The 15,362-nt window shown below is 69.9% G+C and carries 17 protein-coding genes; 12 read left to right on the top strand and 5 right to left on the bottom strand.

The annotated features are described in order from the left end of the window. The first annotated feature begins 17 nt into the window (after positions 1-17). The 4 genes from ACF1AJ_RS18460 (at position 18) to truA (ending at position 3,709) form a co-directional block, all read left to right on the top strand. A complete protein-coding gene (locus tag ACF1AJ_RS18460; protein ID WP_018191943.1) occupies positions 18-1,016 on the top strand; it encodes a DNA-directed RNA polymerase subunit alpha in 999 nt (332 codons plus the stop codon). Between the two features lie 54 nt (positions 1,017-1,070). Further along, positions 1,071-1,643 carry a 50S ribosomal protein L17 gene (rplQ, locus tag ACF1AJ_RS18465; RefSeq protein WP_391508649.1) on the top strand — a complete coding sequence of 191 codons (573 nt, stop codon included), beginning with the start codon at positions 1,071-1,073 and terminating at the stop codon, positions 1,641-1,643. A 166-nt stretch (positions 1,644-1,809) separates the two neighbouring features. Further along, positions 1,810-2,835, top strand: coding sequence for a GNAT family N-acetyltransferase (locus ACF1AJ_RS18470; RefSeq protein WP_391508650.1), 1,026 nt, complete (start codon positions 1,810-1,812; stop codon positions 2,833-2,835). 4 nt (positions 2,836-2,839) lie between these two features. Then, a complete protein-coding gene (gene truA, locus ACF1AJ_RS18475) occupies positions 2,840-3,709 on the top strand; it encodes a tRNA pseudouridine(38-40) synthase TruA (RefSeq protein ID WP_391508789.1) in 870 nt (289 codons plus the stop codon). 7 nt (positions 3,710-3,716) lie between these two features. On the opposite strand, the gene ACF1AJ_RS18480 is transcribed toward truA, so the two are convergent. From ACF1AJ_RS18480 to ACF1AJ_RS18490, 3 genes are read right to left on the bottom strand one after another with little or no spacing between them, the layout of a single operon-like run. Beyond that, positions 3,717-4,352: a response regulator gene (locus ACF1AJ_RS18480; RefSeq protein ID WP_391508651.1), complete on the bottom strand. Its 636-nt coding sequence runs from the start codon at positions 4,350-4,352 to the stop codon at positions 3,717-3,719. After that, the gene (locus tag ACF1AJ_RS18485) at positions 4,349-5,560 is read right to left on the bottom strand and encodes a sensor histidine kinase (protein WP_391508652.1); all 1,212 of its coding nucleotides are present in this window, start codon (positions 5,558-5,560) and stop codon (positions 4,349-4,351) included. Before ACF1AJ_RS18485 ends, ACF1AJ_RS18480 begins: the two co-directional genes overlap by 4 nt. A gap of 52 nt (positions 5,561-5,612) precedes the next feature. Continuing rightward, positions 5,613-6,482 (bottom strand): helix-turn-helix transcriptional regulator, encoded by an 870-nt coding sequence (locus tag ACF1AJ_RS18490; protein ID WP_391508654.1) that lies wholly within the window; start codon positions 6,480-6,482, stop codon positions 5,613-5,615. 105 nt (positions 6,483-6,587) lie between these two features. Here ACF1AJ_RS18490 and ACF1AJ_RS18495 point away from each other — a divergent pair, with 105 nt between their 5' ends. The 4 genes from ACF1AJ_RS18495 (at position 6,588) to glmM (ending at position 10,079) form a co-directional block, all read left to right on the top strand. Beyond that, positions 6,588-7,526 carry an SDR family oxidoreductase gene (locus ACF1AJ_RS18495; protein ID WP_391508655.1) on the top strand — a complete coding sequence of 313 codons (939 nt, stop codon included), beginning with the start codon at positions 6,588-6,590 and terminating at the stop codon, positions 7,524-7,526. 167 nt (positions 7,527-7,693) lie between these two features. Beyond that, the gene (gene rplM / locus ACF1AJ_RS18500; protein WP_018191935.1) at positions 7,694-8,140 is read left to right on the top strand and encodes a 50S ribosomal protein L13; all 447 of its coding nucleotides are present in this window, start codon (positions 7,694-7,696) and stop codon (positions 8,138-8,140) included. Between the two features lie 52 nt (positions 8,141-8,192). After that, on the top strand, positions 8,193-8,690 hold the full coding sequence (rpsI, locus tag ACF1AJ_RS18505; RefSeq protein ID WP_309861007.1) for a 30S ribosomal protein S9: 498 nt from the start codon (positions 8,193-8,195) through the stop codon (positions 8,688-8,690). 27 nt (positions 8,691-8,717) lie between these two features. Next, on the top strand, positions 8,718-10,079 hold the full coding sequence (glmM, locus tag ACF1AJ_RS18510; RefSeq protein WP_309861005.1) for a phosphoglucosamine mutase: 1,362 nt from the start codon (positions 8,718-8,720) through the stop codon (positions 10,077-10,079). A gap of 25 nt (positions 10,080-10,104) precedes the next feature. Here glmM and ACF1AJ_RS18515 read toward each other — a convergent pair whose 3' ends face one another. Both ACF1AJ_RS18515 and coaA read right to left on the bottom strand, forming a co-directional pair. Further along, on the bottom strand, positions 10,105-10,413 hold the full coding sequence (locus tag ACF1AJ_RS18515) for a helix-turn-helix domain-containing protein (protein WP_029042973.1): 309 nt from the start codon (positions 10,411-10,413) through the stop codon (positions 10,105-10,107). An 81-nt stretch (positions 10,414-10,494) separates the two neighbouring features. Continuing rightward, a complete protein-coding gene (coaA, locus tag ACF1AJ_RS18520; RefSeq protein ID WP_309860999.1) occupies positions 10,495-11,433 on the bottom strand; it encodes a type I pantothenate kinase in 939 nt (312 codons plus the stop codon). Positions 11,434-11,499: 66 nt separating this feature from the next. Here coaA and glmS point away from each other — a divergent pair, with 66 nt between their 5' ends. From glmS to tsaE, 4 genes are read left to right on the top strand one after another with little or no spacing between them, the layout of a single operon-like run. Beyond that, on the top strand, positions 11,500-13,350 hold the full coding sequence (gene glmS / locus ACF1AJ_RS18525) for a glutamine--fructose-6-phosphate transaminase (isomerizing) (RefSeq protein WP_391508656.1): 1,851 nt from the start codon (positions 11,500-11,502) through the stop codon (positions 13,348-13,350). Positions 13,351-13,354: 4 nt separating this feature from the next. Then, entirely contained in the window at positions 13,355-13,711 is a 357-nt protein-coding gene (locus ACF1AJ_RS18530) for a holo-ACP synthase (RefSeq protein ID WP_391508657.1), read from the top strand. Next, positions 13,699-14,829: an alanine racemase gene (alr, locus tag ACF1AJ_RS18535; protein ID WP_391508658.1), complete on the top strand. Its 1,131-nt coding sequence runs from the start codon at positions 13,699-13,701 to the stop codon at positions 14,827-14,829. The genes ACF1AJ_RS18530 and alr overlap by 13 nt, the downstream gene beginning before the upstream one ends. Then, positions 14,826-15,359, top strand: a complete 534-nt coding sequence (tsaE, locus tag ACF1AJ_RS18540; protein WP_391508659.1) for a tRNA (adenosine(37)-N6)-threonylcarbamoyltransferase complex ATPase subunit type 1 TsaE — start codon at positions 14,826-14,828, stop codon at positions 15,357-15,359. The genes alr and tsaE overlap by 4 nt, the downstream gene beginning before the upstream one ends. Positions 15,360-15,362: the final 3 nt, after the last annotated feature.

Here is a 15,362-nt window from a genome sequence, read left to right on the forward strand (position 1 = left end):
GCCGAAAGGAATCAATAGTGCTCATTGCACAGCGTCCTACGCTCACCGAAGAGAACATCTCCGAGTTCCGCTCGCGGTTCGTCATCGAGCCCCTGGAGCCCGGCTTCGGATACACCCTCGGCAACTCCCTGCGCCGCACCCTTCTCTCCTCCATCCCCGGCGCGGCTGTCACCAGCATCCGCATCGACGGCGTGCTGCACGAGTTCAGCACCGTTCCGGGCGTCAAGGAGGACGTGACCGAGATCATCCTGAACATCAAGGGTCTGGTGGTCTCCAGCGAGCACGACGAGCCGATCACCGCGTACCTCCGCAAGACCGGCGCCGGTCAGGTCACCGCCGCCGACATCTCGGCTCCGGCCGGTGTGGAGATCCACAACCCCGAGCTGGTGATCGCGACCCTCAACGACAAGGCGAAGTTCGAGGTCGAGCTGACCATCGAGCGCGGCCGCGGCTACGTGTCGGCCCAGCAGAACCGCAACGAGTACAGCGAGGCGGGCCAGATCCCGATCGACTCGATCTACTCGCCCGTCCTGAAGGTCACCTACCGCGTCGAGGCCACCCGTGCCGGTGAGCGCACCGACTTCGACCGCCTCGTGGTCGACGTCGAGACCAAGCCCGCGATCAGCCCGCGCGACGCCATCGCCTCGGCCGGCCGCACGCTGGTCGAGCTGTTCGGTCTCGCCCGCGAGCTCAACAGCGCCGCCGAGGGCATCGAGATCGGCCCGGCTCCGGTCGACGCCGTCCTCAGCTCCGAGCTGTCGATGCCGATCGAGGACCTCGACCTCTCGGTCCGCTCGTACAACTGCCTCAAGCGCGAGGGCATCAACACCGTGAGCGAGCTCGTCTCGCTGTCGGAGACGCAGCTCATGAACATCCGCAACTTCGGTCAGAAGTCGGTGGATGAGGTCAAGGACAAGCTGACGGAGATGGGTCTGTCGCTGAAGGACTCGGTCCCCGGGTTCGACGGCGCCCACTTCTACAGCGGCTACGACGAGGACGAGTCCACCACCATCTGAGGCACGTCGCCCGACTCAGCCATCAGACCTTTTCAACACTGGAGATAACCGATCATGCCTAAGCCCACCAAGGGCCCCCGCCTCGGGGGCGGCCCGGCGCACGAGCGCCTCATGCTCGCCAACCTGGCCGCTGCGCTCTTCACGCACAAGAGCATCAAGACCACCGAGACGAAGGCCAAGCGCCTGCGTCCCGTGGCCGAGCGCCTGATCACGTTCGCGAAGCGCGGCGACCTGCACGCCCGCCGTCGCGTGCTCGCCGTGATCAGCGACAAGTCCGTCGTGCACGAGCTCTTCACCGAGATCGCGCCGCTGGTCGCCGAGCGTGAGGGCGGCTACACCCGCATCACGAAGCTCGGCTTCCGCAAGGGTGACAACGCGCCGATGGCGCAGATCGAGCTCGTGCTCGAGCCTGTCACCCCGAAGGTGAAGTCGTCCAAGACCACCGCTGCCCCCAAGGCTGCGCCGGTCGAGGAGGCCCCTGCCGAGGAGACCGCGACCGAGGAGACCCCGGCCGAGGAGACCAGCACCGAGACCGCCGCCGCCGAGGCGGAGGTCGTCGAGGACGCGACCGCCGACGCCGACGCCGCCGGTGAGACCGACGCCGAGAGCGAGGCGGAGAAGGCGTAACGCCCTCCCCGTTCCACACGAAGGCCCCGCATCCCTGGATGCGGGGCCTTCGTCGTTCCCGGTCGTCTGTGGGTCGCAACACGCCGCTATGGCGACGGGATAACGGCGTGTTGCGACCCAGGGATGCGGGGCGCGGCCGGGAGAGGCGAGGCTCTAGGGTGAAAGGATGACCGACGACACCTTGAGCCCGCTGCGCGAGCGGGTCGCCGCGCCGCCGACCTACCGCCCCCGGCATCCGCTCGTCGCTGAATGGCGACCGGCGACCGCCGCCGACGTGGATGCGATATACGACGTGTACCGGGCGATCGCTATGCAGGATCACCCGAACTACGTCAACACCCGCGAGGAGGTCGAGGAGGAGCTGGGCTACAGCTTCATCGACCTGGAGACCGACACGCTGCTCGCCGTCACCGCCGACGGTCGAGTCGCCGCCGTCGGCATCGTGATGGAGCCGCCGCGGCAGGAGACGCTGGTGCGCGAGTTCATGAACGGCGGCGTCCACCCCGAGTTCCGCGGCCAGGGGATCGGACGGGAGCTGCTCGCGTGGCAGCGGACTCGGGGCGAGCAGAAGCTGGCCGCCTCGGACAAGACGCTGCCGGGCTGGCTGGTCGGGTACGCCGACCGGCGCGCGCCCGATCGCGAGCGGCTGCTCCTCGCTGGCGGGTTCGAGGTCGCCCGGTACTTCCGGACGATGGAGCGCGACCTGCGCGATCCTATCCCCGAGGTGTCGCCCGCGATCGACGTGAGGATCGTCCCCTATACGAGCGAGCTCGCCGCCGCCGTTCACGTGGCGCGCGATGACGCGTTCCGGGACCACTGGGGCAGCCAGCCTCTGAGCGACGAGCAGTTCTCGGGGCTGGTGTCCGGGGTGTTCGTGGCCGAGCTCTCGTTCGTCGCGCTCGCGGGCGACGAGGTCGTCGGCGTCCTGCTCACGGATGTGAACGAGGACGACTGGGCCGGCCAGGGTTTCACCGGTGCGTACGTGTCCACCGTCGCGGTGACGCGGCCGTACCGCGGGAAGCGCATTGCACCGTCGCTGCTTCGGGCGGTGCTCGAGGGATGTGCTCAGCGCGGCTGGGACAAGGTCGTCCTCGACGTGGACGCCGAGAATCCGACCGGCGCGCTGGGGCTCTACACGGGGATGGGGTTCGTGACGACACAGGCCGAGACGGGGCTCGTGCGTGCCTACTGATGACGTGCCCGCCGATCAGGTGAGGCGGTACCGGCTCGACATCGCCTACCAGGGCACGGATTTCAACGGCTGGGGGCGCCAGCCGGGCCTGCGGACGGTGCAGGGGACGCTGGAGGACGGTCTCGCGACGATCTTCCGCCGGGCGGGGGAGCCGCCGCTCCTGACCGTCGCCGGGCGAACGGATGCGGGCGTGCACGCTGCGGGACAGGTCGCCCACGTCGACCTGTCGCGGGAGCAGGAGGCGGTCCTCCGGAAGCCGCACGGGAGGCGTCCGCCGCTCTCCGCGGAGGAGGCGCTCGGCCGGCGGCTGAACGGCATCCTCGGCCCGGTATCCGACGTCGTTGTGCTCGACGCGACCGTTGCGCCCGAGGGATTCGACGCGCGCTTCTCGGCCCTCTGGCGACGTTACGAGTACCGCGTCGCCGACCGCGCGGCCCTCCGCGACCCGCTGCAGCGCCACCGGACAGCCTGGGTGTCGGCGAACCTCGAGGTGGACGCGATGGACATGGCCGCCCACGGACTCCTCGGCCTCCACGACTTCGCCAGCTACTGCAAAGCGCGCGAGGGCGCCACGACCATCCGCACCCTCCAGGCGTTCAGCTGGCGTCGCGACGACGACGGCGTCCTCGTCGCCGAGCTCACGGCCGACGCCTTCTGCCACAGCATGGTGCGCGCGCTCGTGGGGGCATGCGTCGAGGTCGGCGAGGGCAAGCTCGGCGCCGGCGACCTGGTGAGCCTGCGCGACGAGAAGCAGCGCACCAGCGCCTTCAAGGTGATGCCGGCCCGCGGCCTCACCCTGATGGAGGTCGGCTACCCCGAGGGAGCGGAACTCGCCCTCCGTGCGGAGCGAACGCGCGCGATGCGCGAGCTGTGAGCGCCGCTCACCGCACGAGCCCGTTCTCATAGGCGAAGGCCACCAGCTGCACGCGTGATGCGAGCCCGAGCTTGGCGAGGATGCTGCGGACGTGCGACTTGACGGTCGCCTCGGAGATGAACGCCGTCCGGCCGATCTCGCCGTTGCTGAGGCCTCGGGCGGCGAGGAGGAACACCTCCTTCTCGCGGACCGACAGGGCGTCGATCGCCTCCGGGCGGCGGCGGGCCAGCGTGCGGAACAGGTCCGTGGTCGCCTTCGGTGCGATGACCGAGTGACCGTCGTGCACGGTCCGGATGGCGGCCAGGATGAAGTCCGGCGTCGCATCCTTCAACAGGAAGCCGTCCGCTCCCGCCCGAAGCGCTGCGGCGACGGCCTCGTCGCGTTCGAAGGTCGTGAGGACGACGATGCGGGGGAGTGGGGCCGTGTGCTCCCGCCGGATGCCCTCTGTCGCTGCGATGCCGTCCAGCACCGGCATCCGGATGTCCATGAGCAGCACATCCGGTCGTACGGACCGGGCCAGCTGTATTGCTTGCACGCCGTCCGCGGCGCTGCCGGCGAACTCGAGATCGGGCTGCGACTCGATCATCATCTGCAGTCCCGTGCAGAACAGCGGCTGATCGTCGGCGATCGCGACCCGGATCACGCGGTCACCGCATTCCGGCCGGTCGCCGGGATGTAGGCGGTCACGAGATACCCGCCCGGCTGGTCCTCGTCCTCGCCGGCGTCGAGCCAGCCTCCGGCGAACCGGGCGCGCTCGCGCATCCCGATGAGGCCGCGGCCCGCTGGATTGGGCGGAGGGGCATCCCGAGGAACCGAGGGCCGGGATGCCAGGGACAGGGCGATGCCGTCTTCACGCTCGTCCAACGCCAGCCGCGCGCGTGCACCGGCGCCGGCGTGCTTGAGCGCGTTGGTGAGGCCCTCCTGGACGATCCGGTAGACGGCGAGTTCCTGTGCCGCGCTGAGTTCCACGGCGCCGCCGAACCGCTCGACGGAGATCACGAGGCCGGCGTCGGACATCCGCTCCACCAGGTCGTCGAGATCGGTCACGCCGGGATGCACGGGTCCGTCGGGACTGCCGACGAGGGTCTCGATCAGCACCCGGACCTCGGTCAACGACGCTCGCGCGGTGTCTGCAATGGTCGCGAGCGAGGGCGCGACGGATGCGGGGCGCTCGTCCACGAGCATGCGAGCACCGTCCGCCTGGGCGAGGATGACCGACAGGGAGTGCGCCATGATGTCGTGCACGTCCTGGGCGATGCGCTCCCTCTCGCCGGCGACCATCGTCTCGACCTCCGCGACGCGGAGTTCGGCCGTCGTGCGCGCGAGCTCCTCCTCGCTCCACCGCGTGCGCATCCAGACGCCGATGAGGGTGCCGATGACCCAGGCGAACGCCGCCGCTCCGGCGCAGACGACGAAGAATGTCACTCGGATCGCAGCATCGGTATGCCCGATCCCCTGGGCCCAGGACAGGAGGCCCGCAACGGACACTCCCGCCCCGACGGCGAAGGCGAGGGCGACGACCCGCATGCGACCGTGCACCGTGGCGGCCACGACGACGATGATGACGGCATAACCGAGGTAGATGGCCGCGTTCTGGAAGATCCCCGCCGGGAAGAGGAGTTGCCCGATGAGCACCGCGGTCCCGGCCGCCATGGCCGCGACAGGACTGAGCCGGGAGAGCCCGATGGCGCACGCGAGCACGAGCAGCGCGGCCCAGAACGGAACGGTGGCGCGGAGGGCGGACGGCAGGAGCTGGTTGCGGCCCGCTTCCGTCAGCGCCCAGAACACGAAGAACGTCACGGCGAGGGCGGGCTCCAACAGCCACCGGCTGCGCGTCAGGATCGGACTCATACGGGCAACGCTAGGGTGAGGCCGCCGATTGTGCGCGTGATCGGGCGAGGTTTCAGCCCTGGGGCTGAGTGCGGGTCAGCCCGCCCTGGAGGGTCTGGGCTCCGATCACCGACAGCAGGCGCAGCTTCTCCGCGGACTCGCTGCCCGGTATCGCGGTGTAGACGAGCAGCGAGTGCGCGTGACCCGGGTCGACGAGCTGCTGGCAGTGCAGTTCGAGTTCCCCGACCTCCGGATGCGCGAAATGCTTGACCTCCTTCGGCCGGAGCCCGACCTCGTGCGCCGCCCAGAGGGTCCGGAACTCGGCACTGCGGTCGAGGACGTAGTCCGCCAGAGCGGCCGCCCGCGAGCCGGGACCGCGCACTGTCACGACCTCGCGCAGGCCGGAGGCGAACATTCGGCTCAGGAAGTCGTGGTCGCGAGGGGCGTACAAGCTGCGCGAACCCGGGTCGGTGAACCATCGCACTCCGAGGCTGCGCTCCGGCCCGCGGAGCGACGCCGTATCACCGGTCAAGGCCACGCCCATCCTGCTCTGCCGCAGCGTCTCTCCTACTTCGGTCACGATCTCGGCCGGGGTGTCGTCGAGCCGATCGAGCACGCGCAGCAGGCCGGGGCTCACATGCTCGCTCTCCGAGCCCTGCGCGGGCGGGGTATGGCCGGCGAGACGGAACAGGTGATCGCGCTCCGCGTGGGAGAGATGCAGCCCCTGAGCGATCGAGGCGAGCATCTGCTCGGACGGCTGGGGACCTCGCTCCCGCTCCAGTCGGGCGTAGTAGTCGACCGACATGTGCGCCAGGGCGGCCACCTCCTCGCGCCGCAGCCCGGACGTGCGGCGGCGGCTGCCGCGCGGGAGGCCCACGTCCTCCGGCTGGAGCAGGTCGCGCCGGGTCCGGAGGAATTCGGCGAGTCCGATACGGTCGATCACCCCTCATGTCTACCGTGTGGCGCTCTCCGTAACCACGGATCGCCGGGCCGTGGCTACGGATGGCCCGAGCGTTCAGGGTGGAGTCACCGAACGAAGGAGAACACCGTGGCACGCACGATCGAGATCGACATCCCCCCGCTCACCGGCAGACGGGCCGTCGTCACCGGGGCCAGCGACGGCATGGGGACGGTCATCGCGGCACGGCTTGCGCAGGCGGGCGCGGAGGTCGTCATGCCGGTGCGCGACCGAGCCAAGGGAGCTGCGGTTGCGGATCGGATCCGCTCCACCGTCCCGGATGCGCGGCTGGTGCTTCGAGACCTCGACCTGGCCTCGCTCGACTCGGTCGCCGCGTTCGGCGAGGGGATGCAAGCGGACGGGCAGCCGGTCCACATCCTCATCAACAACGCCGGGCTGATGACGCCTCCGGAGCGCCGCACCACCGTCGACGGCTTCGAGCTGCAGTGGGGCACCAACCACCTCGGCCACGTCGCGCTCGTGGGAACCCTCTTCTCGCTGCTCCAGGAGGGGCGAGCGCGGGTCACATCGCAGATGAGCGTCGTCGCGAGGAGCGGCGCGATCGACTGGGACGACCTCGGCGCCGAGCGGCCGTATCGCGCCCAAGCGGCATACCGTTCCTCGAAGATCGCGCTCGGCCTGTTCGGGCTGGAGCTCCATCGGCGGAGCGCGGCGGCCGGATGGGGCATCAGCAGTAACCTCGCGCATCCCGGGGTCGCTCCCACCAACCTGCTTGCCGCGCAGCCCGGGTACGGGCGTGCGGCGGACACCGGGGCGGTCCGCATGATCCGCTGGCTGTCCGCCCGCGGCCTCCTGGTCGGCACCCCGGACACGGCCGCGCTTCCCGCGCTGCTCGCGGCGACGGGGCCGGATGCGGAAGGAGGCAGGATGTACGGCCCGAGTGGACCCGGGCACCTCGGGGGTGCTCCGGCGGAGCAGACACCGTATCCGCCGCTCCGCGATGTGGCGGAGGCCGCCCGGGTGTGGGAGGTCTCCGAGCAGCAGGCGGGCATCTCCCTCCCGGTTTGACCGGGCGTGTCCGGCTCCCGTAGTATTGACCTTTGGTGTCCGGGCCCCTGCGGCCGGACACACGAACGTGAGCCCTCCACCGGTCCGGTTCGACGCCATCGCGAGCGAACCACCAACGGAGTGGGATTCACGAACACCTCCGTTCGAGACAGAAAGCAGCCACTACTGTGACGCGCACCTATTCCCCGAAGGCAGACGAGATCCAGCGCGACTGGGTCGTCATCGACGCGACCGATGTCGTGCTCGGCCGTCTCGCCAGCCACACCGCCGCCCTCCTCCGCGGCAAGCACAAGCCGACCTTCGCCCCGCACATGGACAGCGGTGACTTCGTCATCATCGTCAACGCCGACAAGGTCGCGCTGACCGGTCAGAAGGCTCTGCAGAAGAAGGCCTACCGCCACTCGGGCTACCCGGGCGGACTGAAGGCGACCACGTACTCGGAGCTCCTCGAGAAGAACCCGGTGCGCGCCGTCGAGAAGGCCGTCCGCGGAATGCTGCCGAAGAACTCCATCGGCCGCGCCCAGCTCCGCAAGCTGAAGGTCTACACCGGAAGCGAGCACCCGCACGCCGCCCAGCAGCCGAAGCCGTACACGCTCGGCCAGGTCGCCCAGTAAGCGCGACGACGCAGACCTTCACGACTTAAAGAGACAAAGGATTATCACCACCGTGGCGAAGATCGCAGACAGCATCGACTCGGCCCAGGTCGAGAACGTCGAGTCCTACTCGACCGAGACCCCGGCCTCCGAGGCCCCGGCCGCCCCGCGCGCCGTCCTCTCTGTTCCCGGCGCGGCCGTCGGCCGCCGCAAGGAGGCCATCGCGCGCGTGCGCCTGGTCCCGGGTTCCGGCACCATCACGGTCAACGGCCGTGAGTTCGCCGACTACTTCCCGAACAAGCTGCACCAGCAGCTCATCAACGACCCGTTCAAGGTGCTCGACCTCATCGGCTCCTATGACGTCGTCGCCCGCATCACCGGCGGTGGCCCCTCGGGTCAGGCGGGCGCCCTGCGCCTCGCCATCGCGCGCGCTCTCAACGAGATCGACCGCGACAACAACCGCCCGACCCTGAAGAAGGCCGGCTTCCTCACCCGTGACGCCCGCGTCACCGAGCGCAAGAAGGCCGGTCTCAAGAAGGCCCGCAAGGCGTCGCAGTTCTCCAAGCGCTAACGCTCGCCAGCGTTTAGGCTTCGGTCCATGCCACGCCTCTTCGGAACCGACGGCGTTCGCGGTCTCGCGAACGGCAGTCTCACCGCCGACCTGGCGCTCGGCCTTGCGCAGTCAGCTGCTGCTGTACTGACGCAAGGCCGAAGCGCCGAGGCGCGCCGCGCCGCCGGCAAGCGCCCAACGGCCATCGTCGCCCGCGACCCCCGCGTCTCGGGCGAGTTCCTCTCCGCCGCCGTCGCGGCCGGGCTCGCCAGCTCGGGCATCGACGTGTACGACGCGGGAGTCATCCCCACGCCCGCAGCGGCGTTCCTCATCGCCGACTTCGACGCAGACTTCGGTGTGATGGTGTCGGCGTCGCACAACCCGGCACCGGACAACGGGATCAAGATCTTCGCCCGCGGCGGCACCAAACTCCCCGACGTCGTCGAGGACCGCATCGAGCAGCACCTCGACCTCGAGAAGCTGACCCCGACCGGCGCCGACGTCGGCCGCATCCGACGCTTCGCCGACGCGGAGGACCGCTACGTCCTCCACCTCCTCGGCAGCCTCCCGCACCGCCTCGACGGTATCCACGTCGTCCTCGACTGCGCCCACGGCGCGGCGGCGGGGATCTCGCCCGAGGTGTTCACCGACGCGGGAGCGCGAGTGACCGTCATCGGCGACGCGCCGGACGGCATGAACATCAACGACGGTGTCGGCTCCACACACCTGGACAACCTCGCGAAGGCCGTGCTCGCGGCCGGCGCCGACGTCGGCATCGCCCACGACGGCGACGCGGACCGCTGCCTCGCGATCGACGCCGACGGCAACGTCGTCGACGGCGACCAGATCATGGCGATCCTCGCGGTCGGCATGAAGGAGCGCGGCAAGCTGCGCGACGACACCCTCGTCGCTACGGTGATGAGCAACCTGGGCCTGAAGCTCGCCATGCGCGACCACGGCATCCGGATGGTCGAGACCGCGGTCGGCGACCGCTACGTGCTCGAGGAGATGAACGAGCACGACTACTCCCTCGGCGGAGAGCAGTCCGGCCACGTCATCATGCGCGAGTTCGCGACGACGGGTGACGGCATCCTCACCGGGCTCCACCTCCTCAGCGAGATGGCGCGCCAGGGCAAGACGCTGGCGGAGCTCGCCACGGTCATGACGGTATACCCGCAGGTGATGGTGAACGTGAAGAACGTCGACCACCACGCGGTGCACACCGATGAGGGACTCCGCACCGCCGTGCAGACGGCGGAGAGCGCCCTCGGCGACACCGGACGCGTGCTGCTGCGCCCGTCGGGTACCGAGCCCCTCGTCCGCGTCATGGTCGAGGCCGCGGACCATGTCACGGCAGAGCGCCTGGCGAACGAGCTCGCCGATGTCGTGCGGGAGCGCCTGGCTCTCTAGACAGTAAGCGTCCGCGTCTCTCGCGTCAGCGCGTCTCGTGCGCGCGGCGCGCCGCGAGGAAGTCCGCCACGGAGTAAGCGCGTGACCGGTCGGGCAGCATCTCGGTGCCGTACAGTCCCGCCATCAGGGTTCCCGGGTCGACGTCGAGCGCGGTGGCGATGCGGACGATCGTGTGCAGTTCGGAGTTCGCCTCGCCGCGCTCGACCCGCCCGTAGTTCGTCACGTGCATGTCAGCCAGGTTGGCGATGTCCTCCTGGCTCATCCCGAGCGCGATCCGTGCCTCACGAACCCGCTGCCCGAAGAGCTCGGCGGCGCGAGAACGTGGAGCTGGCATGCCTCATGCTTACGGGTCGTATGCATGCATGGCCAGAGCATCACGACCTCATTTATGCATGCTTGAGGTCTAGAGGCCAGATCAGAGCTTCCGCAGCAGAACCGAGCTGACCGCGTGATCGGCGTCCTTGCGCAGCACCAGCTTGGCGCGGGAGCGCGTCGGCCGGATGTTCTGCAGCAGGTTGGGCTCGTTGATCGCGGTCCAGATGGATGCGGCCCGCGCGCGCGCCTGCTCCTCCGTCAGCTGCGCATAGCGGTGGAAGTACGACTTCGGATTGGCGAACGCACCGCGCTGCAGCTTCAGGAAGCGCTCCTCGTACCAGTGGGCGATGTCGCGGGTGCGCGCATCCACGTAGACGCTGAAGTCGAACAGGTCGCTCACGGCGAGCCGGTTGCCGCCGCCAGCCGGCTGCAGCACATTGAGGCCCTCGACGATGAGGACGTCCGGCCGCCGGACGACGATCTCCGCATCCGGAACGATGTCGTAGCTGAGGTGCGAGTAGAAGGGGGCCCGGACCTCCGGGGCGCCGCTCTTGATGGCCGTGACGAAACGCAGGAGCGCCCGTCGGTCGTACGACTCGGGGAAGCCCTTCCGCTCCATCAGGCCACGGCGCTCGAGTTCGGCGTTGGGAAGAAGGAAGCCGTCCGTCGTCACCAGTTCGACGCGCGGGGTGTCGTCCCAGCGCGACAGCAGCTCGCGCAGGAGGCGCGCGATGGTCGACTTGCCGACGGCGACCGAGCCCGCGACGCCGATGACGAACGGCGTGCTGGCCGCTCGCTCGCCGAGGAAGTCGCTCGTCACCCGGTGCAGCTGCTTCGCGCCGCCCACGTACAGATTGAGGAGGCGGCTGAGCGGGAGGTAGACCTCCGACACTTCGCGCATGTCGAGCGGATCGCCGAGGCCGCGGAGCTGGACGATCTCCGTCTCCTGCAGGGGCAGGCGGGTGTTCTCCGCCAGTTCCGCCCAGTCGGCCCTGCTCAGCTCGACGAAGGGGGTGGAGGAGTCGCCGTTCGGAAGCATAGGCCACCAATTCTAGGGGGGCGCTCCAAGCGGGCTCCCATTTCAGCCCACGATAGACTCGAGCCCATGTGTGGAATCGTGGGGTACGTCGGTACCGACAAGAGCCTCGAAGTGCTTCTCGGCGGTCTGAAGCGTTTGGAGTACCGCGGATACGACTCCGCGGGCATCGCCGTGATCGGGCCGGACGGAGCTCTCGGCACCGCCAAGAAGGCGGGCAAGCTCTCGGTGCTGACCGAAGACCTGCAGGAGCACCCCATCCCGAACGGGCAGACCGGTATCGGTCACACCCGCTGGGCGACGCACGGCGGACCGACCGACGTGAACGCGCACCCGCACCTCGGCGACGACGGTCGCCTGGCCGTCATCCACAACGGCATCATCGAGAACTTCGCGACGCTGAAGGACGAGCTGCTCGCCGACGGCTTCGCCTTCGAGTCCGAGACCGACACCGAGGTCGCAGCCGTTCTGCTCGGCCGCGAGTACCGCCGGACGGGCGACCTGCCGGAGGCGTTCCAGAGCGTCGTCTCGCGCCTGGAGGGCGCATTCACCCTCCTCGCGATGCACCAGGACCAGCCGCACGTCGTCGTCGGCGCGCGCCGCAACTCGCCGCTCGTCATCGGGCTCGGCGAGGGCGAGAACTTCCTCGGTTCGGATGTCGCCGCGTTCGTCGAGCACACCCGGAAGGCGATGGCGATCGGCCAGGACCAGATCGTGACCATCACTCCGGACAGCGTCACGGTCACCGACTTCGCCGGCGCGCCCGTCGAGGTCGAGCCGTTCGAGGTCGCGTGGGACGCTTCCGCCGCCGAGAAGGGCGGCTGGTCGTCGTTCATGGCCAAGGAGATCGCCGAAGAGCCGGATGCGGTGGCCAACACCCTGCGCGGCCGCCTCGTCGACGGCACGGTTCACATCCCCGAGCTCGACGCGCTCGGCGACGACTACTTCGCCGGTATCGACCGCATCACGATCATCGCGTGCGGCACCGCCGCGTACGCGGGCCTGGTGGGCAGCTACGCGATCGAGAAGTGGGCGCGTGTGCCCGTCACGGTCGAGCTGAGCCACGAGTTCCGCTACCGGGAGCCCGTGCTCACCGACGGCACCCTGGTGATCTCGATCAGCCAGTCGGGCGAGACGATGGACACGCTGATGGCCGTCAAGTACGCCCGCGAGGGCGGCGCGAAGGCCATCTCGGTCTGCAACACGCAGGGCGCGACCATCCCACGCGAATCCGACGCCGCGCTCTACACGCACGCAGGACCGGAGGTCGCCGTCGCGTCGACGAAGGCCTTCGTCGCCCAGATCACCGCGCTGTACCTGTTCGGACTCCACCTTGCGCGCGTCCGCGGAACCCTCAGCGCCGCCCAGCAGCGCGACGCGATCGAGGAGCTGCAGGAGGTGCCCGCGAAGATCGCCACGGTGCTCGAGTCGCACGCCGAGATCGCCCAGCTGGCCAAGTGGATGTCGGACACCCGCGCGGTGCTCTTCCTCGGCCGTCACGTCGGCTACCCGATCGCGCTGGAAGGTGCGCTGAAGCTCAAGGAGCTCGCGTACATCCACGCCGAGGGCTTTGCGGCAGGCGAGCTGAAGCACGGACCGATCGCCCTGATCGAGCCGGGTCAGCCGGTGTTCGTCGTCGTGCCCAGCCCCCGCTGGTCGGACGAGCTGCACAAGAAGGTCGTCTCGAACATCCAGGAGATCCGCGCCCGCGGCGCGCGCGTCATCGCGATCGCCGAGGCCGGAGACGCCGCAGTGCTGCCGTTCGCCGACGAGGTCATCCGCATCCCGCTGGCCGCGCCGCTCTTCGAGCCGCTGCTCGCGGTCGTCCCGCTGCAGATTTTCGCCATGGAGCTGTCGGCGGCGAAGGGCCTCGACGTCGACCAGCCGCGCAACCTGGCCAAGTCCGTCACCGTCGAGTGACGCCGTGATCGCCGGCATCGGGGTCGACGTGGTCGATCTGGCACGCTTCGAGCGGTCGATCGCCCGCACGCCGAAGCTGCGCGACCGGCTGTTCACCGAGGCGGAGCGCCTGCTCCCCGTGCACTCGCTCGCGGCCCGGTTCGCCGCGAAAGAGGCGCTGATCAAGGCGCTCGGCGGGTCCGAGGGCGTGCGCTGGCACGACATGGAGATCGTCCCCGACGAGGAGAGGAACCCCGGTTTCGTGCTGCACAACGTCGTCGAGGCACAGGTCCGCGAGAGCGGCATCGTGCGCATCCACGTGTCGATGACGCATGACGCCGGCGTCGCGACGGCGTTCGTCGTGACGGAGTGCGCGCCGTGACCGCGGTGTTCCGCGAGCGGGTCGTCGACCTGGATGCGGTGAGCGCCAACGTCGCGCGCCTGCGCGAGCTCGTCGGCACACCGCACGTCATGGCGGTCGTGAAGGCCGACGCGTACGGACACGGAGCCGTCGAGTGCGCCCGTGCTGCGCTCGCCGGCGGGGCGGACTGGCTCGGCGTCGCCGAGATCTCCGAGGGCCTCGCGCTGCGGGAGGCCGGCATCACCGCGCCCGTGCTCGCGTGGCTGCACGACCCCGACGACGACTTCGCCGACGCCGTCCGCGCCGACCTCGACCTCGGGATCTCGTCCCGCGTCCAGCTGGAGGCCGCAGCGGCCGCAGCCAGGGGCGACCGGCCGGTCTTCGTCCAGCTCAAGATCGAGACCGGACTGAGCCGCAACGGCGTCCCGGAGTCCGAGTGGGATGCGGTGGTCGCGCGGGCACGTGAGCTCGAGGTCGCGGGTGTCGTCCGTGTCCGCGGTATCTTTTCGCACCTCTCCAACGCGTCGCCGGAGGACGACCGCGCCGCGATCGCCGCGTTCGAACGTGCGCTCGATCGCGCATCCGCCGTCGGACTCGATCCCGAGCTGCGGCACATCGCGGCCAGTGCGGCCGCCCTCTCACTGCCGGAGTCGCGGTTCGACCTCGTCCGTCTCGGCATCGCCGTGTACGGACTGTCGCCCTTCGGCCGGGAGTCGGCCGTCGAGCTCGGGCTGCGTCCCTCGATGACGCTGCGCGGGCGGGTGGCCGCGGTCCGGCGCGTGCCCGCGGGCACAGGCGTCTCCTACGACTACACGTACCGCACCGAGAAGGAGACGACGCTCGTCCTCGTCCCCCTCGGCTATGCAGAGGGCATCCCGCGTCACGCGTCCAACCGCGGTCCGGTCGCGATCGGTGGCCGCACGTTCCGGATCAGCGGGCGCGTCGCCATGGACCAGTTCGTTGTCGACGTCGGCGACCTGGACGTGGCGGTCGGCGACGAAGTCGTCCTGTTCGGCGACCCCGCGACCGGCGTACCGGGTGCGGACGACTGGGCCGAGGCCGCCGACACCATCAACTACGAGATCGTGACCCGGCTCGGCGGACGACTGAGACGGAGCTACACCGGAGGCGGCCGATGACGAACGCGCTGCAGGTGCCCGCCGTCCGGCGGGTCGCCACGGCGGACGAGATGCACGAACTCGGCCGGGAGCTGGCCGGGGTCCTGCGGGCGGGCGACCTCGTCATCCTGTCCGGTCCGCTCGGGGCGGGTAAGACGACGCTGACGCGCGGGATCGGGGAAGGACTGGACGTGCGCGGCCCGGTGACCAGCCCGACTTTCGTGCTCGCCCGGACGCATCCCAGCCTCTCCGGGGGTGCGTCGCTCGTCCACGTCGACGCGTACCGCCTGTCGAGCGCGCTCGAACTCGACGACCTCGACATCGACTTCGCGCGCTCGGTCGTCGTGGTGGAGTGGGGCGCGGGGATGCTCGACGGCGTCGCCGAGTCGTGGCTCGAGGTCGCGATCGAGCGGCCGACCGGAGCGGCGGAGGGCGCGGCTGCCGCGGACGAGGCGGTCGACGACACGGACGAACCGCGTACCGTCACGCTGACCGGGTTCGGTCCGCGCTGGGCGCCGCCCGGGGGCTCCTCGCCCGCCGATCCCGCTTAGGCT

Source organism: Leifsonia sp. NPDC014704, from assembly GCF_043083605.1.
Classification (GTDB): Bacteria; Actinomycetota; Actinomycetes; order Actinomycetales; family Microbacteriaceae; genus Leifsonia.

What these genes read in the sequence shown, in the direction of transcription:
- rplQ (WP_391508649.1), top strand. Translation starts at nt 1,071, where the DNA reads ATGCCTAAGCCCACCAAGGGCCCCCGCCTCGGGGGCGGCCCGGCGCAC.
- glmM (WP_309861005.1), top strand. Translation starts at nt 8,718, where the DNA reads ATGCCACGCCTCTTCGGAACCGACGGCGTTCGCGGTCTCGCGAACGGC.
- glmS (WP_391508656.1), top strand. Translation starts at nt 11,500, where the DNA reads ATGTGTGGAATCGTGGGGTACGTCGGTACCGACAAGAGCCTCGAAGTG.
- ACF1AJ_RS18470 (WP_391508650.1), top strand. Translation starts at nt 1,810, where the DNA reads ATGACCGACGACACCTTGAGCCCGCTGCGCGAGCGGGTCGCCGCGCCG.
- tsaE (WP_391508659.1), top strand. Translation starts at nt 14,826, where the DNA reads ATGACGAACGCGCTGCAGGTGCCCGCCGTCCGGCGGGTCGCCACGGCG.
- ACF1AJ_RS18485 (WP_391508652.1), bottom strand. Translation starts at nt 5,560, where the DNA reads ATGAGTCCGATCCTGACGCGCAGCCGGTGGCTGTTGGAGCCCGCCCTC.
- coaA (WP_309860999.1), bottom strand. Translation starts at nt 11,433, where the DNA reads ATGCTTCCGAACGGCGACTCCTCCACCCCCTTCGTCGAGCTGAGCAGG.
- ACF1AJ_RS18515 (WP_029042973.1), bottom strand. Translation starts at nt 10,413, where the DNA reads ATGCCAGCTCCACGTTCTCGCGCCGCCGAGCTCTTCGGGCAGCGGGTT.